General features: G+C 29.7%; 21 protein-coding genes. All 21 read left to right on the forward strand.

Translation table 11 applies throughout. From position 1 onward, the window contains the following. The first annotated feature begins 17 nt into the window (after positions 1-17). The 21 genes from HBE96_RS06995 to HBE96_RS07090 all read left to right on the forward strand — a co-directional run bounded on the left by HBE96_RS06995 (position 18) and on the right by HBE96_RS07090 (position 14789). Positions 18-665, forward strand: coding sequence for a hypothetical protein (locus HBE96_RS06995; protein ID WP_169297043.1), 648 nt, complete (start codon positions 18-20; stop codon positions 663-665). Positions 666-726: 61 nt separating this feature from the next. Further along, entirely contained in the window at positions 727-1479 is a 753-nt protein-coding gene (locus HBE96_RS07000) for an AAA family ATPase (RefSeq protein ID WP_169297044.1), read from the forward strand. Between the two features lie 44 nt (positions 1480-1523). Beyond that, complete coding sequence (locus tag HBE96_RS07005; protein WP_169297045.1) at positions 1524-2177, forward strand: hypothetical protein; 654 nt, start codon at positions 1524-1526, stop codon at positions 2175-2177. Between the two features lie 31 nt (positions 2178-2208). Then, a complete protein-coding gene (locus HBE96_RS07010) occupies positions 2209-2991 on the forward strand; it encodes a YwqG family protein (RefSeq protein ID WP_169297046.1) in 783 nt (260 codons plus the stop codon). Between the two features lie 32 nt (positions 2992-3023). Then, positions 3024-3470, forward strand: a complete 447-nt coding sequence (locus tag HBE96_RS07015; protein WP_169297047.1) for a hypothetical protein — start codon at positions 3024-3026, stop codon at positions 3468-3470. A gap of 129 nt (positions 3471-3599) precedes the next feature. Continuing rightward, the gene (locus tag HBE96_RS07020) at positions 3600-4169 is read left to right on the forward strand and encodes a hypothetical protein (RefSeq protein WP_169297048.1); all 570 of its coding nucleotides are present in this window, start codon (positions 3600-3602) and stop codon (positions 4167-4169) included. Positions 4170-4287: 118 nt separating this feature from the next. Beyond that, positions 4288-4773, forward strand: a complete 486-nt coding sequence (locus HBE96_RS07025) for a hypothetical protein (RefSeq protein WP_169297049.1) — start codon at positions 4288-4290, stop codon at positions 4771-4773. A 94-nt stretch (positions 4774-4867) separates the two neighbouring features. Continuing rightward, complete coding sequence (locus HBE96_RS07030) at positions 4868-5290, forward strand: hypothetical protein (protein ID WP_169297050.1); 423 nt, start codon at positions 4868-4870, stop codon at positions 5288-5290. A gap of 134 nt (positions 5291-5424) precedes the next feature. Then, on the forward strand, positions 5425-5553 hold the full coding sequence (locus HBE96_RS26625; protein ID WP_281064332.1) for a hypothetical protein: 129 nt from the start codon (positions 5425-5427) through the stop codon (positions 5551-5553). Positions 5554-5567: 14 nt separating this feature from the next. Then, entirely contained in the window at positions 5568-6350 is a 783-nt protein-coding gene (locus HBE96_RS07035) for an ankyrin repeat domain-containing protein (RefSeq protein ID WP_169297051.1), read from the forward strand. 58 nt (positions 6351-6408) lie between these two features. Further along, positions 6409-7179: an alpha/beta fold hydrolase gene (locus HBE96_RS07040; RefSeq protein ID WP_169297052.1), complete on the forward strand. Its 771-nt coding sequence runs from the start codon at positions 6409-6411 to the stop codon at positions 7177-7179. Positions 7180-7329: 150 nt separating this feature from the next. Continuing rightward, entirely contained in the window at positions 7330-8184 is an 855-nt protein-coding gene (locus HBE96_RS07045; RefSeq protein ID WP_169297053.1) for a WD40 repeat domain-containing protein, read from the forward strand. 47 nt (positions 8185-8231) lie between these two features. Beyond that, the gene (locus HBE96_RS07050) at positions 8232-8660 is read left to right on the forward strand and encodes a hypothetical protein (RefSeq protein ID WP_169297054.1); all 429 of its coding nucleotides are present in this window, start codon (positions 8232-8234) and stop codon (positions 8658-8660) included. Positions 8661-8781: 121 nt separating this feature from the next. Next, complete coding sequence (locus tag HBE96_RS07055; RefSeq protein WP_169297055.1) at positions 8782-9954, forward strand: hypothetical protein; 1173 nt, start codon at positions 8782-8784, stop codon at positions 9952-9954. Positions 9955-10086: 132 nt separating this feature from the next. Further along, positions 10087-10710 carry a hypothetical protein gene (locus tag HBE96_RS07060; RefSeq protein ID WP_169297056.1) on the forward strand — a complete coding sequence of 208 codons (624 nt, stop codon included), beginning with the start codon at positions 10087-10089 and terminating at the stop codon, positions 10708-10710. 9 nt (positions 10711-10719) lie between these two features. Then, positions 10720-11163, forward strand: a complete 444-nt coding sequence (locus tag HBE96_RS07065) for a hypothetical protein (RefSeq protein ID WP_169297057.1) — start codon at positions 10720-10722, stop codon at positions 11161-11163. 36 nt (positions 11164-11199) lie between these two features. Then, positions 11200-12003 carry a DUF2262 domain-containing protein gene (locus HBE96_RS07070; RefSeq protein WP_169297058.1) on the forward strand — a complete coding sequence of 268 codons (804 nt, stop codon included), beginning with the start codon at positions 11200-11202 and terminating at the stop codon, positions 12001-12003. A 26-nt stretch (positions 12004-12029) separates the two neighbouring features. Continuing rightward, positions 12030-12755 carry a hypothetical protein gene (locus HBE96_RS07075; RefSeq protein WP_169297059.1) on the forward strand — a complete coding sequence of 242 codons (726 nt, stop codon included), beginning with the start codon at positions 12030-12032 and terminating at the stop codon, positions 12753-12755. Between the two features lie 13 nt (positions 12756-12768). Continuing rightward, a complete protein-coding gene (locus tag HBE96_RS07080; protein ID WP_169297060.1) occupies positions 12769-13275 on the forward strand; it encodes an endonuclease V in 507 nt (168 codons plus the stop codon). Positions 13276-13290: 15 nt separating this feature from the next. After that, positions 13291-13872, forward strand: coding sequence for a hypothetical protein (locus HBE96_RS07085; protein WP_169297061.1), 582 nt, complete (start codon positions 13291-13293; stop codon positions 13870-13872). A gap of 68 nt (positions 13873-13940) precedes the next feature. Continuing rightward, on the forward strand, positions 13941-14789 hold the full coding sequence (locus tag HBE96_RS07090) for an AraC family transcriptional regulator (protein WP_169297062.1): 849 nt from the start codon (positions 13941-13943) through the stop codon (positions 14787-14789). Positions 14790-14791: the final 2 nt, after the last annotated feature.

Here is a 14791-nt window from a genome sequence, read left to right on the forward strand (position 1 = left end):
ATTAGGAGATGATTTTTATGCTTAAAATCAGTGAAGACGAACAAGAAGTATTCTGGGATAAGATTGTTGATTTAGGTGTTATGGGAAAATTTAAGGATATTTCTATAGATTTATATGGCTGTGATACAGCAGGGGTAACAGAAGACATGGCTGAAGAAGAGAAATTATCAAGGATTTCAAAATACTATGGTGAGAGATTTAAAGAGTTAGAAGCTGATGCTAAGTATATAAATGAGCAATTCTTAATGTGGATTATAACTCATTTATGTGATATAGAATATCCTTTTTGGGAGTTTGGATTTAGAGATAAAAGCAATAAAAAATATCCAGATTATATAGTTGAAGAGGAAATGAAAAAGTTTGAAGATGAAAATGGAAAAGTAATTCATGACTTAAATAATCCAAGTCCAGTTTATAAAAAAATACAGGAATACAATGCGTATACCAATAAGGACAATTTAACAAGTTATGAAATTGTAGAAAAATATTTGCCAGTACTTGATTTTAAAAAGCTTATAGCTACAATTGAAGCTGACAGCCTTGATACTTATGAAGAGAAAATACATTTTCAAGTTAGCAGTGAAGTCTGTGGTGGTATGCTGCTTTGTGCCACTTATGGAACTATACATGAAAATAACAAATTAGAAGTTACACATAATTGTTAAATAAAGTGGATGTTAAACTTAATATCAATTTCTCTAAATAGATTGGAGGAAAGATTTGCGTATGGAAAAGTTTAAATTAAATCAATATTTAAGAACAGTTAGGTTATGTATGGAAGATATAGATTCATTTGATATATACCCATTTTCTTTAGAGGCAGTGAAAAATTTAAATACTTTAGATTTTCACCCAAAAGTAACATTTATTGTAGGCGAAAATGGAACTGGTAAATCAACTATACTTGAAGCAATAGCGACGGTTTGTGGCTTTAATCCTGAGGGAGGGACAAAAAACTTTACCTTTTCCACAATGAATACTCATTCAGAATTATATAAATATTTAAAGCTGGTGAAAGGGGTTAAACGTCCAGAAGATGGATTTTTTCTTAGAGCAGAAAGTTTTTATAATGTTGCAACTAATATAGAAGAATTGGATAGAGAAGGTGGAGGTCCTAAAATCATAGATTCCTATGGAGGAGTTTCACTTCATGAACAATCTCATGGAGAAGCTTTTTTATCATTACTGATAAATAAATTTAGAGGAAATAGCTTATATATTTTAGACGAGCCTGAAGCTGCTTTATCACCATCAAGGCAGATGACTATGCTTGCAAGAATACATGAATTAGTTCAGCAGGGTTCCCAATTTATAATTGCAACTCATTCTCCTATAGTAATGTCTTATCCTGATTCACTAATATATGAATTAAAAGGCAAATTTAGAAAAGTAGGATATAAAGATACTGAGCATTTTCAAGTTATGAAGCAATTTGTAAATAATACTGAAAAAATTCTGGATATAATTATGAACCCATAATTCATTAGGAGATAACACATAATTGTTAAACAGAGGAGATAAAAATGGAAATAGAAAGCGTAAAAGTTATTAAAGTTAAAAAAGAATACATGGATTCCATGGAAGGACAAAAGAAATTAGTTAATATTATAAATGGTAATATTAGTTGTGAAGAACTAATTGAATATCAAATTAGTGACTACACTATAAGTGAAATTTTTCGTGAGGATTATTATATTAAGAATTACCAGGATGATAAGGAATATAAAAAAGAAAGAGCTGTTCATGCTTTATTGTTTGGATTAAGTAATTTTAATTATACATATAGTGCCTGGGAGACTGAGATTGGAATAGAAAATCCAACAAAAGAACAAATTGCAGAAAGAGTAGTTCAAATGTGGGGTATAGCGCCGGAAGATAAAGAAGAAATTGAAATGATAGCAAATAGTTTTGCAAATCATGATAATCTTGGCTTAAGATATATGTCGGTAGAAAACATAGAAAGAGTAATTTCTGATTTAGAGCATTTAGATGTATTAAGCATATGCAGAAGTATAGAAAAAGAACTTAATTTGCAGGGAATTTCTTTTGATGCAATTGCTGAAGGGGATATTGAATTTATAAACTCTTTAAAAGAATTTTTTAAAGAAGCAATAAAAGATAGTAGTGGTATAGTATATGCTTTAAGTGACAGCTGTGATTTTTGCGAAGAAGATTAATAAAATTTTATTTAAGGATAGGTGAATAATAATGAAAAATTCAATTATAGAATTACCAGAAAGCTTAGAAAAATATAGGGATAAAATAGAAAAAACTATAAAGCCATATGTAAAAATAAAATTAAAAGAACAAGAAACCAAACCTTGGGAAAGTAAATTAGGAGGAAATCCTTATTTAGAAATTGGTATGGAATATCCTAAAGCATCTAATGGAGAATACTTAAGATTATTAGCTCAAATTAATTTTGAAGAAGTTCCTAAAATAAAATCTTTTCCACAAAAAGGTATATTACAGTTTTTTATATTGCCAGATGATGTATATGGACTCAATTTTGATGATCCATGTATGCAGGATACATTTAAGGTAATATACATGCCTGATGTTGAAAAAAATGAGAAAAACTTAATAAAAGATTTTTCATTTTTAGGCGACCTAGAAGAAGATTGGTATATGCCTTTTGCTAATGAAGGTAAAATGAATTTTTCATTAGAATATATGTCCATGCCTTGGGGAGAATATAGATTTAACAATGTGTACAACGATATAAGCCTAACAGATGAAGAAGATGATGATTATATGGAAAAGTTAAATATTGATGGATGTAAAATAGGAGGATATGCTACTTTTACTCAAGATGACCCAAGAGATGAAGAAGAATTAAATAGTTTTGATACTTTACTTCTTCAGCTTGATTATGAAAAAGAATGTGATTTGATGTTTGGAGATGCAGGTATTGCAAACTTTTTTATAAATGAGAAGGATTTAAAGAAGCTGGATTTTACTAAAGTTTTGTACAATTGGGATTGCTGTTAATAAAATAGTATTATTAAAGTGAAGGTGATTTTATGAGATATAAAGAAGAAATTAGTTTTTTAGAAAGAGTGGAAGATAAAAAAGAGTTTGAAATGAACAGTCGTGAAAAGTGGAAAGATATACAAATAAAGGAATTAGTTGACCAGCACTTAGGCATACCTCAGGATTATTTGGATTACCTTAAAGAAATAGGAACAGGATCTTTTAGGGAATGTCAATTTGTAGTTCATGGAGCTTTAGAAACTATAGAGGATCTTACAGGGTATGACTTGTATGATTTGGAGAATAAGAAATTTTTAGTTTTTGGAGATAACTATAGTGGAGATTTTTCAGGATTTCTTATTGAAGAAGAGTGGAAAGTTGCTGAGTTTTGGCATGATTGTGAAGAACTACATGTTTGTGGACAAACCTTTCAACAATATATAAGAGAACAAATGTTGATGGATGAGAATGGCGAGGATACAAGAGAGAAATTTTAAGAAAGAGATTGCAAGGATGAATATAGAGTAATTCATCCTAGCAATTTTGATGAGGAATTTACTTTGTAATTATGCTTTGTAGATAGAAATTTTAAGGGAAATAATAATTTAGAACTGGAGAAGTGAAAAATGGAGGTTAATTACTCAGAATTAAAGAAAAAAATCGTTGAATTTGCAAAGATTGAGGTTCTTAATTTTTTGAAGCAGAATCCTGGAAATACATATAAAGCTTTTGGTTTTGATGTAAGTGGTTTTTACGGCACTATTAATTTGTGCTTAGAGACAGAGGAACATTTTGATAGTGCCTTTGAAAAAGCATTTAAAAACTATGATAATATTTCTAGCTTAGCTAAGAAGCTAATGAATAGAGAGGATAATGCATTAAACAGTGCTTATATTCCTGTAGAATGGTCTCATGCTGATTTTGCTTCTGAAAATTATGCAGAAAATGATTATTTTGGAGAAGGAAAATATGAGATATTGATGGAAGATGAGGATTGGAGTTTCAAGTTACTTAATATATTTTCACAAGCTCTTATTGAATTTTTAGATACTGAAGAATATCATTTAATACCAAAAGCTAGAGACTTTAAAGTGGTTTGTATGGATTTCGATGAAGCTAATGTTAGAGAGAGTGCTGAAAGAATGCTTATGATATCAAGTAATCCTGTATTTAAAATATTTAATTGTAAGGATTAAAATTATAATAAGTTATTAATTTAAGGAATATTTAATAAGTTTGGACCTTATTAGGAGTTTTACATTTGGAAAGAACTTAATAAATTAAAGAAATAAGATTTAAAGAGATGGTGATATTGTGAGATATGAAAGAGAACTTGAAGCATTAAAATATATAGACCAATTAGATGCTCAACTAATTTCACATAAAGAAGAAAGAGAATTGTACTCTAAAAAGCAGATAGAGGAACTGCAAAAAGAATACTCTCAAGTTCCTAAGGAGTATCTTGAGTATCTTTCAGAAATAGGAGCAGGAAGTTTTGGAAAAGAGTTTTGCACTATTTTTGGAGATCTATGTGAAATTGAGGATTTTTATGATGAGAGTCTTTTAGAATTTTTGAATTTTGAAGAGAGGGTATTACAATTTGGGTGTGATCCTTCTGATAAAGCTTTAGTTTTTCTAATTGATGAGAATTGGGAAGTAGGAGAAATTTGGGATGATGATTTAGGGAGTATATATAGAACCGGAAAAACATTTTATGATTATATTTCTGAAATAGTAGATTGTCTTTACAAAGCCCAAAGAAAGAGCAATCTTATTGCTGAAGGCAAAAGGCAAAAATAAGGATTAACTGCGAATAGAAGATGATGAAAATGCCTGAAATATCTTTAAAATATTTTAAATTAATTTAAAGTATTAATGTTACAAGGGAGAGATAATGGGAGAGAATTTAAAAAGTGATGTAATTAATACTGCAGAAAGTTTTACTAGAAATTTTTCTAATAAGGGAAATTTTGATTACAGTGTAGAAAGCCTGATAAAAGTAGAAGATTTGCTGGATGAATTGAGCAAATTTGAACTTGGTGAGAATAATTTGTATTCTGTATCTTCTATGGTGGGAAGCTACATTCTTGAGGTAGCAAGGAGAAACTATGGAGGAGAATATTATTGGATTCAAGAAAATGAACAGCCAATTCTTGTAACTGGGAAACCTGATTTTGATGTCTCAATATATGCTTTTCAAAAAGTAAAAGATAGATTAATAAATGGAGAAGAAGATAATATAATGTTTTATTTTAAAGGTTATATAGAGGCAGTTGAGAGAGGTAGAAAAACTGGGGATTGTATTACTATTGTATAATTTCAGCTTTTAGAAAGGGTTGACACATATTAAAAGCAGCGTTATTCAAGATGTTGTGTTTCAAAATAATATGTATTATATACACATTGTTGGAGAAGAAATTTTATCTTAAATATCAAAGCAAAATTTAAGAAATGAACAAGCATTTTATTAAGTGCGATATAATAGGAAATACCTTATGGATATATAATACGGAACTTATTAGTATGGTTGATGAAGAAGTTTTAGAGCCAATGAAAAAACAAGAAATTAGTATTGAATAGGAAGGGGTTAAAAAATGAATTTAAATAAGGAAAAAATAGAAAAATGCAATGACCCTAGTGAACTTGGAGATATGCTTAGAGAGTCAGCAGAAAAAGGAGAACTAGATTTAGTTAAGTTAATTATAAGTAAAGACATGGTAGATATAAATTATAATGGTGCTGATAAAGTATTTGTATGTAAACCTACTCCGCTTCAATGTGCTGTAATAGGAGGAAATTTAAATATTGTTAAACTTCTACTGCAAAATGGTGCAGATGTATCAATAACAGACAAATGGGGATATAGACCTTTTAATGAAGCGATAGAAGCAAGTAATGATAGGTGGTGTCATAGACTTTATAATGAATCAGCAGGAAAAGATGATAAGGAAATACTTAAGCTTATTAAAAGCTGTGAACCTAAAGAATGGCATCAGCGTGAATGGTGTATTGAAAGATTAAAAAAATTAGGATTGCCAAATGATGCTATTGAATTTCTAGGTTCTGAAAATAGAAAGATAGATTTGCAGGAATCTGAATGGACAAACTATGTTGAATTTTATGCACTTGATGAGGTAAGAACATTTAAGTGGAAGGACATGACTTTTATTGATTTAGTATACGATGTAGATGATTATGATAATATTGGTGTACTTTCATGGATACCAGAACATAAAAGCTTTGCATGTTTAGACATGGAACATGGAATGTTTGGTTTTATTAAAGAAATGACCTGGAGTGAATTTATGAAAAATCCTACTAAGTTTATTGATGGATCTTTATCCTGGGAATTTTTTGACTTGGATGATGAAGAGTAGTTTGTAATCATTTTAATATGTTTTGTGTTTTGAGTACATTGAAAGGAGTGAACGTTTTATGAAAGAATACATAGTAGATAATATGAAAAACAAGATGAGATATCATGACTTACCTGGTGAAGATACACCTATATTATTTATTCATGGCTTGGGCTGTGCTGGATCATTTGATTATCCTGAAGTAGCAGCACAAACTGATTTAATAAATCACAGACGAATATTAATAGATTTGATTGGCAGTGGATTTAGTGATAAACCAGACAATTATTTATACACTGTAAAAGAACATGCAAATTATTTGTATAATTTTGTGCAGGATTTAAAGCTTTCTAAGTTTATTATTTTCGGTCATAGTTTAGGTGGTGCTATTGCACTTGAACTTGCTAATAAATGTAAAGATAATATTGAGGCAATTATTCTTAGTGAAGCTAACTTAGATAAAAGTAATAAAGGTTCATCAACTTATGAATTTGGAACTTATCAGGAAGAAGATTTTGTAAATGGAATATTTGATGAAATTGTCAATGAGAATTCAAGTGAAAATTCTATGTGGGCAGCCACATTGTCAGTTTGGTCTTCTACAGCAGCTAGTAGAATTTCAAAGTCAGCAGTTGAGGGAGCAGAACCATCATGGCGTGAAATACTATATTCATTGAAATGTAAAAGGACATTCATTTTTGGTGAAAGATCTTTACCAGATAATGACCAAACTGAACTTAAGAAACAGATGATAAATATTGAAATTGTAAAATCAGCAGGACATTCTATGGCTTGGGAAAATCCAAAGGGATTGGCAGAGGCAATTAAGAAGGGAATTCTTTATGCGTGACAATTATAGATTTTAAAAATAGATTCATGTTTAATTCCTAATAATATAGAAAAAAGTTACAATGAGTAATTAATATAAATTTCAAGTTAAGTATTATAAAGAGTAAATTATTTAAAAAGGAATAAAACAATTTTTAAGAGGAGATTATATATGAAAGTTTATGAATTGTATTCCTCAACATATGGAAATTATGTTATTGCAGGAGCCTTTGAGAAGGATACTCAAGTATGGAATATGCGAACATATACAAAAATTATAGATTTAAAAACAAAGTATCGATCAGGTGGAAAACGTTTGGCTATATCTGATAATGGTCAATTTTGTGCAGCTGCAGCTTATAATAGGTTTGGAGTAGCATTATATGATGCAAAAAGTGGAGACGTTATCTGGAATATTAAAGAGATTAAACATATTCAGAGAATAAGGTTTACTAGAAATGATGAAAATTTATCTGTAAGTAATAATGAAGATCAGACGTTTATACTAGATTTAAAAGATGGGAAAATAATATCTAAAATAAATGGAGCAAAGGACATTATATATAACAAATACAATAGTGATTTAATTATGAATGATTATTATATAAAATATAATAACTGCAGGATAGAACCAAAGAAAGAAAAATTAATTTTAGGTGTCTGCTGTTTGCCAAATGGCTTTGCATGTTCAACTGTTGGTGAAGGATTATATGTATATAATACTGAAGGATTACTTATGTGGAAAGCAGATAACAATAAGAATGAGCATTTTGTCAGTATTTCATATTTAAAGAAATATAAATATGTTTGTGGAATAGTATATAAATATGATTCTCCAAGGACAATACCATATTATGTAGTTTATTGTTATGATGCTGGAACAGGGGATTTAAAGTATGCACATGATTTAGATGAGGGATTTTCATATGCTTTTATTAAAGAATCAGAACAAATTATTTCTGGAAGTGGAAGGGTGTTTCAGTTGAATGAAGCTGGAGCTGATGTCATCAAACAAATTAAATTTTAATTTGTTATAGGATTTCAAAAGATAATTATGCAAAGGAGAGATTTGTAATGAGCAGAATTAGTGAATATATGAAGGAAATGCTTGAGATATATGGAGATAAGGTAGAACTTACTAAAAGTACCTATGATGAAAAGACCTTATCGTTGGTACCTAAAGCTTTAAGAGAGTTTTATGCTGAATATTCAAAGGTGGATTTACCATTTGGATATATATATTCTATTGAAAACTCATTAAAAGATTCAAAAGCTGAACCTTTTAAAAGTGAAGGCTTTTTTTCTTTTGGTTTTGATGGATACTTTTCCTATTGGTTATGTTTGTTTACACCTGAGGATGATGGTTTATCATTTACATATTGGGATCATGAGGGTGGAGAAGATATAGGCAGAGCAGTATATAAGGATATTATAGAATTTTTAGAAGCTGTGCGATCAGAATATGAAGAAAATAAAGATCAATGGGATGCTGAAGATTATTAAGAATGTATTGTAAATAAGAGTTAATGATTAATTTTGAAAAGAAAAATTTAAGATGATAATAAGAAGTATTAGTGCTTTAAAGAATGGAGAAGAATAAATTAACAGTGAATTAAATGCAATAATGGATAACTTTACAAGATTTATGGAAGAAGAATTTAAAAAAATTGGAGATATAAAAGACGAAAATAACTTTTTTTATAAAAGTGAGATTTTAGAATTAGTTAAGTATTGTGACACAAATAAAGGTGAAATAGATGATGTACTATCACAAATATCAAAAGAATTTAATACCTATAATGAACTTAAGGCGAACCTTCTTTGTCATGTGTGTGGTGCATTAGTTGAATTTGGAGGTAATCAAGATATAATAATTTCTCATGTAATTGAAAAAATGAAAGAAGCTTTAATATGGATAGCTGGAAGTGTAACAAAAAAAGAAGAAGAGAAAGATTTACATAAAAGAGTTAAGGTTTATGTAAGCTATCAAATCATAGATTATTTAATAATGGCGGCCATGACAATGCTTTCAAGAAATTCGTTGGAAAGAGAAAAACTAAAAAATGATAAAGATATGCCGATTTTATTAAGTATTGTCACTACTGATGTGGTAAAAAACATATATTACATTCAAAAAATAATGGAACTTACAGATAACTTAGAAATGACTGTAATACATCCAGATAAAAAGAAAGGATATAAGATTAAGGTAGACGGAGTGCAAAACTATTTTCACTTTTTTACTTTACTTCAAGGAGAATTTATAGAAAAGGTCAGTGATGAACTAGGATTAGATAAAGGTTTATTAAATAAAACTGCAGTGGATGTGGCAAGAACTGTAGTAATTCCTGATAGTTCTGAAAAAGCAGAGGACAAGGCTATATTTGGCTATTACATATGGTCTGCCCTTAGTTTAGATAAAACACTAAGCAAAAATATACCGTTTGAGCAGTGGGTGTATGGAGAATTGATGCCAAAGCATACACCAACTATTCTTGGTGAACGGGTAATTTTAATTGGAGATAATTTATTAAAAGAACGTATTTGGGATAGAGCACAGTTTTCACCCCTACATGATGCACTGAAACCACAAGTTTCAATTATATCAAGGTTAAATGAGGCTGAAGTTGAAGAGTATTTAGATAAGATAGTTTTGGAAAAAAGAAAAATTGAACAAGCTAGTGCAAATAATGAAAGTTCTAAAGTAGTAGAGAAAGATGAAAAAGTGGAAATGAAAACTAAGGTTGAAGATAATGAAAGGGGCTTTAAAGGATTCTTAAAAAAATTATTTAATTAAGTAGTTATTGAAGGCATAAGTTACATATAGTCAATAAAGCTAGGGAGTAATAGCAATGAATAAGGATTTACCTAAGCTTAATGTGGTTATCTATAATTATCTTTGCTATGTATTTAGAAGGGAATGTTGTAAATGGGATTGTTTTTGGCGATATCTGGTGTAATAGGTAAGAAGGCAGAAGAAGTAACAAAAGCACTAGAGGAGTATATTAGTTTTAAAAAAGGTAATATAGAAGAGGTTCAGCCAGTAAATGAAGCTTTTGATTTGTGCGTTATTGGTGAAAATGAAAAGAATACTACGATTGTTTATCCAAATGATTTTTTTAGATGGGAAGAAGCATCTGAGTATTTATCTAAGGTATTGAATACTAGTGTATGTTCATTTCATATTCACGATAGTGATCTCTGGATGTATAGTTTTTATAACTGTGGTAATGTTGAAGATAAGTTCAACCCAATTCCAGACTATTGGGAAAGGCTGTCTGAAAAAGAAATAGAAAAGTGGAAAGGGAATCCGGAGGTTATATGTAAGTTTATTAAGGATATCTCTTCTGATGATATTAAAAACTATTATAAGTTTTGGAGAAGAGATAATGTTCAAGCAGAGAAGGCTTATGAAGAAGATGAATTTGCTTTTGGAGACGAATGGCAAGTGGTGGATTTTATGAACAAGCTTAGTATTATATATCCTTTTGAAGAGGACAATGGATTTCCAATAGGAAAAACTTATAAGATTAGTCTTAGATATGAATTTTAGGTGATTTATATGGATCAATTCGAAAAATTAAATTTAATTAGGAAAATACAAGAAGTTCAAAGTCAGTGTTGTACACATGAAAAAGAAATTCTAATATCCATAGATGACTATTTTAAAGGAAATGATGAAAGCCATTGTATCATTCTTGCTAATACTTCTGTAAATTTATCATCAAAAGAATTTGAAAAATTTTTAAGAAATTTAAAGAGAAAAGATAATGTGATGGATGTATTTATACGTTTTTATGATTACGAAGATGCTATGGATTATGAGGATGCATGGATAAATTCAGACACGGTTTTTCTTATAACCTCTGCAGATGTTCAGAAAGTAAAAAGCTGGTTTCAGGGATTAGAACCTTCTAGTGTTAAGGAAGAGACATGCTTAAATGAATTTGTTAATTTGCCATATATTCCTGAGAAGTACAGAATTATTAATGTTTGGTGGGATTGATAGAAAAAGTAGCGTTAGCTAAAATAGGAGGAAGTTATGAGTAAAAATAGCGAAGTAAAAAGCTTTGAAAATAGATTTTCAGAAGAAATATTTGAAGTGGCTGCTGTAACAGCTTCTTTAGGAGTTGGTGCAGGCAAGGCAGGAGGAGAAGAGTTATGGAGAGCTTCTATCGATCTTATTGCTTGGAAAGATTTAAACAGCAGTGAGCCAGTAGTAAAAGAGGAAGTAAGCCTAGACTGGATTACTGATGATAAAGGTTTAAAGGAATGGCAAAAGACTATTAAAGAAAGTTCCATAATTAAAATTAAACTTAGAAAAGGAGAAAGATCCTTTATGTTGGTGGAGCTTATAGATGCAGATTATAAGGATGAAGAGCTTCAAAACATATTGCTGGAAGACCTAAAACCAGTATCTTATGAAGATGAGCTCCTTGGAAAATTTAAATTAGATAAGGGCATTAAGCTTTTTAAGACTGATATCACCTGGGCAGAAGAAAAGGGACGATTATATTTTGATCTAGATGAGGAAGAAACAATGAAAGCTTCTCTCAAAACTGCACATGAGCTTTTCAAAAATCAAAAGCACTGGAGTGATAAAATTAGATCATATGCTGCAAGTGAGCTTTTAGAACTTGCTAACGATTGGATTGACGAAGAAGATGATATTGATGAGGTCACAGACGAAATGTTTATTGAATCCATAGAGCTAGATACTATAAGCGTTTATCCTAAAGGTGAGTTTGAGATTTTCTTCTTTGATGGAGACTTGTTTGCAGGACACTGCATCATAGTCAGTGGAAATATAAATGGAAATTTAGATTCAGCAGAAATTGCGGGATAATAGGATAAATTGGAGCGAGGGATAAAATGTGTAATTTAAGTACTAGAGCAATTGATATGCTTAATAAATCAAAAAAACAAAAGGTACCTAAAGATGATGAAGTTTTATTTAAGGTGCTAAAAGATGTAGGATACCCAGCATATGATAGTGTTTTAAAATTTCAAAAGTTATATGCTGGAATATCATATAGGCTAGGAAAATCCAATGAAGGATTTTCTTTAGAAATGATAAGTGCTCAGTTTAATCCACGTACAATGGATTATGATTATTATGTAGATGCAGAAGAAATAGATGGGGAGTATTATTTTGTTTGTGCAACATACCATTATAATGAATCAATATATATGGTAATGGATTCAAAGGGAAGGATTTATGGTAAAGAGTATAATGATAATAAACCATATTTACTAGCAGATTCAATTGAAAAATTTATTGAGAAAGATGCAGTAAAAAATTACTTTTTAGAAAAGCAGTCAGAGTGGATTAGAGCAAGCTTTGAGAACAGTAATTTAAATGAATGGAAAGCTATCAAAGAATATTCTTTGATAAAGATAGACGAGGCTTGTGATAGCTGCAGTACTTATTTAAAGGATAAAAATGATGAATTTTTTTTAACTGTACAAAGATATGAGGATGGAACAGAAAATAAAATTATCTATGCATCTTCAGTGGTGGAATTGATTAAAAAGTTATTTAGGGATAAATTGAAAGTGGCAGTTGGATATCCTAGATATGAAATATATAAATTTTAGGAGGTTAAAAGTAATGAAAAGTGTAATTGCAGCATGTTTTGATGTTTATTATTATGAAAATTATGCAAAAGCTAGTTGTGTTGTTTTTCAAAAAGATGAAGAGGAACGTATTCTAGCGGAGTATAATGTGCTAATTGACGAGATAAGTGAGTATATTCCAGGACAATTCTATAAAAGAGAACTGCCATGTATATTAAAACTTTTGGAGAAGGTAAAAGAAAATTTGGATTTTATTATTGTTGATAGTTTTGTATGGCTTAATGATAGTAAAAAAGGATTAGGTGGATATCTATATGAAGCTCTAAATTGTAAAACACCTGTTATTGGAGTAGCAAAAACATTTTTTAAGGATAGTACAAATTATTTAGAAGTATATCGTGGAAAAAGTAATAAACCTTTGTATGTTAGTGCTGCTAACTTAGATTTAAATTATGCTGCACAATTTATAAAAGAACTAAATGGTGAATATAGAATGCCGCAAGTATTAAAACGGGTTGATCAATTATCTAGGGAAGCGTAAAGGTGGAAATGACATATGGCAAAGAAAACATTTAATGATGAAGTATATGGAAAAATTACATATAAAGAAGACTATTGGTTGTTAAAGGATAGAGTAACATTTAAGATAAATAATAAAGAAACCATTGTTAATGCAGAGGTAGATGTTTATAATTCAATTTATGAAAATTTTAATATGGGACTAATGAGTGAAGGGTTAATGAAGTTCCATAAAGAAAATCCAGAGCTTCTTAGAGCTGATGAAGCGGAAAAAATAAAAAGTGAGCAAAAATTATTGTATAAAAAATATCTAATAGAAAACATTGATAAAACTTCTTATAACATAGAAGAAGCAGCATTACGTAAAAGAGAAGAAATGCTGGAAGATGAAACTGAAAAGACTTTTTCTGAAATAGTAGGAAAGGAAAAAGCAAAAAGGATTTTTCAAGCTAGAACAAGGGAAGAAAAGTTAGCTTCATTAGAGTTAAAAAGATTGAGAGTGTTTAAGGACTCAATTGAAATTGAATGTAAATGTGATTGGTTTAGTCCATTAGGAGGATTTGTTATTTTTAGTGGTGGTAGTATTGAAATGTTTTATATTGATTCTATGAGTATTTAGATATTCCTAATTATAGGGGTATATAAAATTTTATAGAACTTTAAAAGAAAGCAAAGGGGGTGTGCATTATGATTACAAACGAATTGGTAACTCAAAGTATTGATTATATAGTGCAACATTTAGATGAGGGGATTTCAATTGAGGATGTTGCAGATTACTGTCATTTATCAAAATATTATTTTAGTAGAGTTTTTAAGGCAGAAACAGGGGAAAGCATGTATGCTTTTATTAAACGCTTAAGAATGGAACAAAGTGCTTTTAGACTTAAAGTTGAAAAAGACAAATCAATTACTGGCATTGGTTATGATTATGGATATAGTCCGTCAAATTACAGTTCAGTATTTAAAAAGCATAATAATATTTCTCCAGTTCAATTTCGAAATGGGAAGTATGCAGAATGTGTAACTAATCCTTTTTATCAGGACAAGCTTGTTAAATTTCAATCCTTTGAAGAATATGGTAAGCAGATTCACATACAGCAAATGAATGATTTTGTGGTTATTTATGAAAGGCATATTGGAAATTATATTGAACTTAAAAAAAAATGGCGTGACTTCATAGAAAAATATAAAGAACATTTAAAGGAAGATACTCTTTTAATTGAAAGATCATATGCTGATCCATCTGTTGCAAGTATAGATCAATGTTTATATGATATATGCATCACCGTTGATAAAAATTGTTCTTTTGATAATGTTACAACTATTCAGGGTGGTAAATTTGCAGTTTATCGCTTTGATGGACAGGTACAGGATATCTTTCCTGCTTTTCAAGGCTTATTTAATGTTTGGCTAGCAAATAGTTGTTATGAAATGGATAAAAGATATGGATTAGATATTTATAGAACTATTAACTGGAAAAGCATGCAAGTTGTAATGGATTTATGTATACCAATTAAGGCACATGAAAGAAAATAGAG

This window comes from Clostridium muellerianum (genome assembly GCF_012926525.1).
In the GTDB taxonomy this organism is placed as follows: Bacteria; Bacillota; Clostridia; order Clostridiales; family Clostridiaceae; genus Clostridium_AM; species Clostridium_AM muellerianum.

Coding starts and splice junctions, on each gene's coding strand:
- HBE96_RS06995 (WP_169297043.1), top strand. CDS start 18: ATGCTTAAAATCAGTGAAGACGAACAAGAAGTATTCTGGGATAAGATT.
- HBE96_RS07000 (WP_169297044.1), top strand. CDS start 727: ATGGAAAAGTTTAAATTAAATCAATATTTAAGAACAGTTAGGTTATGT.
- HBE96_RS07005 (WP_169297045.1), top strand. CDS start 1,524: ATGGAAATAGAAAGCGTAAAAGTTATTAAAGTTAAAAAAGAATACATG.
- HBE96_RS07010 (WP_169297046.1), top strand. CDS start 2,209: ATGAAAAATTCAATTATAGAATTACCAGAAAGCTTAGAAAAATATAGG.
- HBE96_RS07015 (WP_169297047.1), top strand. CDS start 3,024: ATGAGATATAAAGAAGAAATTAGTTTTTTAGAAAGAGTGGAAGATAAA.
- HBE96_RS07020 (WP_169297048.1), top strand. CDS start 3,600: ATGGAGGTTAATTACTCAGAATTAAAGAAAAAAATCGTTGAATTTGCA.
- HBE96_RS07030 (WP_169297050.1), top strand. CDS start 4,868: ATGGGAGAGAATTTAAAAAGTGATGTAATTAATACTGCAGAAAGTTTT.
- HBE96_RS26625 (WP_281064332.1), top strand. CDS start 5,425: ATGAACAAGCATTTTATTAAGTGCGATATAATAGGAAATACCTTATGG.
- HBE96_RS07035 (WP_169297051.1), top strand. CDS start 5,568: ATGAATTTAAATAAGGAAAAAATAGAAAAATGCAATGACCCTAGTGAA.
- HBE96_RS07040 (WP_169297052.1), top strand. CDS start 6,409: ATGAAAGAATACATAGTAGATAATATGAAAAACAAGATGAGATATCAT.
- HBE96_RS07045 (WP_169297053.1), top strand. CDS start 7,330: ATGAAAGTTTATGAATTGTATTCCTCAACATATGGAAATTATGTTATT.
- HBE96_RS07050 (WP_169297054.1), top strand. CDS start 8,232: ATGAGCAGAATTAGTGAATATATGAAGGAAATGCTTGAGATATATGGA.
- HBE96_RS07055 (WP_169297055.1), top strand. CDS start 8,782: ATGGATAACTTTACAAGATTTATGGAAGAAGAATTTAAAAAAATTGGA.
- HBE96_RS07060 (WP_169297056.1), top strand. CDS start 10,087: ATGGGATTGTTTTTGGCGATATCTGGTGTAATAGGTAAGAAGGCAGAA.
- HBE96_RS07065 (WP_169297057.1), top strand. CDS start 10,720: ATGGATCAATTCGAAAAATTAAATTTAATTAGGAAAATACAAGAAGTT.
- HBE96_RS07070 (WP_169297058.1), top strand. CDS start 11,200: ATGAGTAAAAATAGCGAAGTAAAAAGCTTTGAAAATAGATTTTCAGAA.
- HBE96_RS07075 (WP_169297059.1), top strand. CDS start 12,030: ATGTGTAATTTAAGTACTAGAGCAATTGATATGCTTAATAAATCAAAA.
- HBE96_RS07080 (WP_169297060.1), top strand. CDS start 12,769: ATGAAAAGTGTAATTGCAGCATGTTTTGATGTTTATTATTATGAAAAT.
- HBE96_RS07085 (WP_169297061.1), top strand. CDS start 13,291: ATGGCAAAGAAAACATTTAATGATGAAGTATATGGAAAAATTACATAT.
- HBE96_RS07090 (WP_169297062.1), top strand. CDS start 13,941: ATGATTACAAACGAATTGGTAACTCAAAGTATTGATTATATAGTGCAA.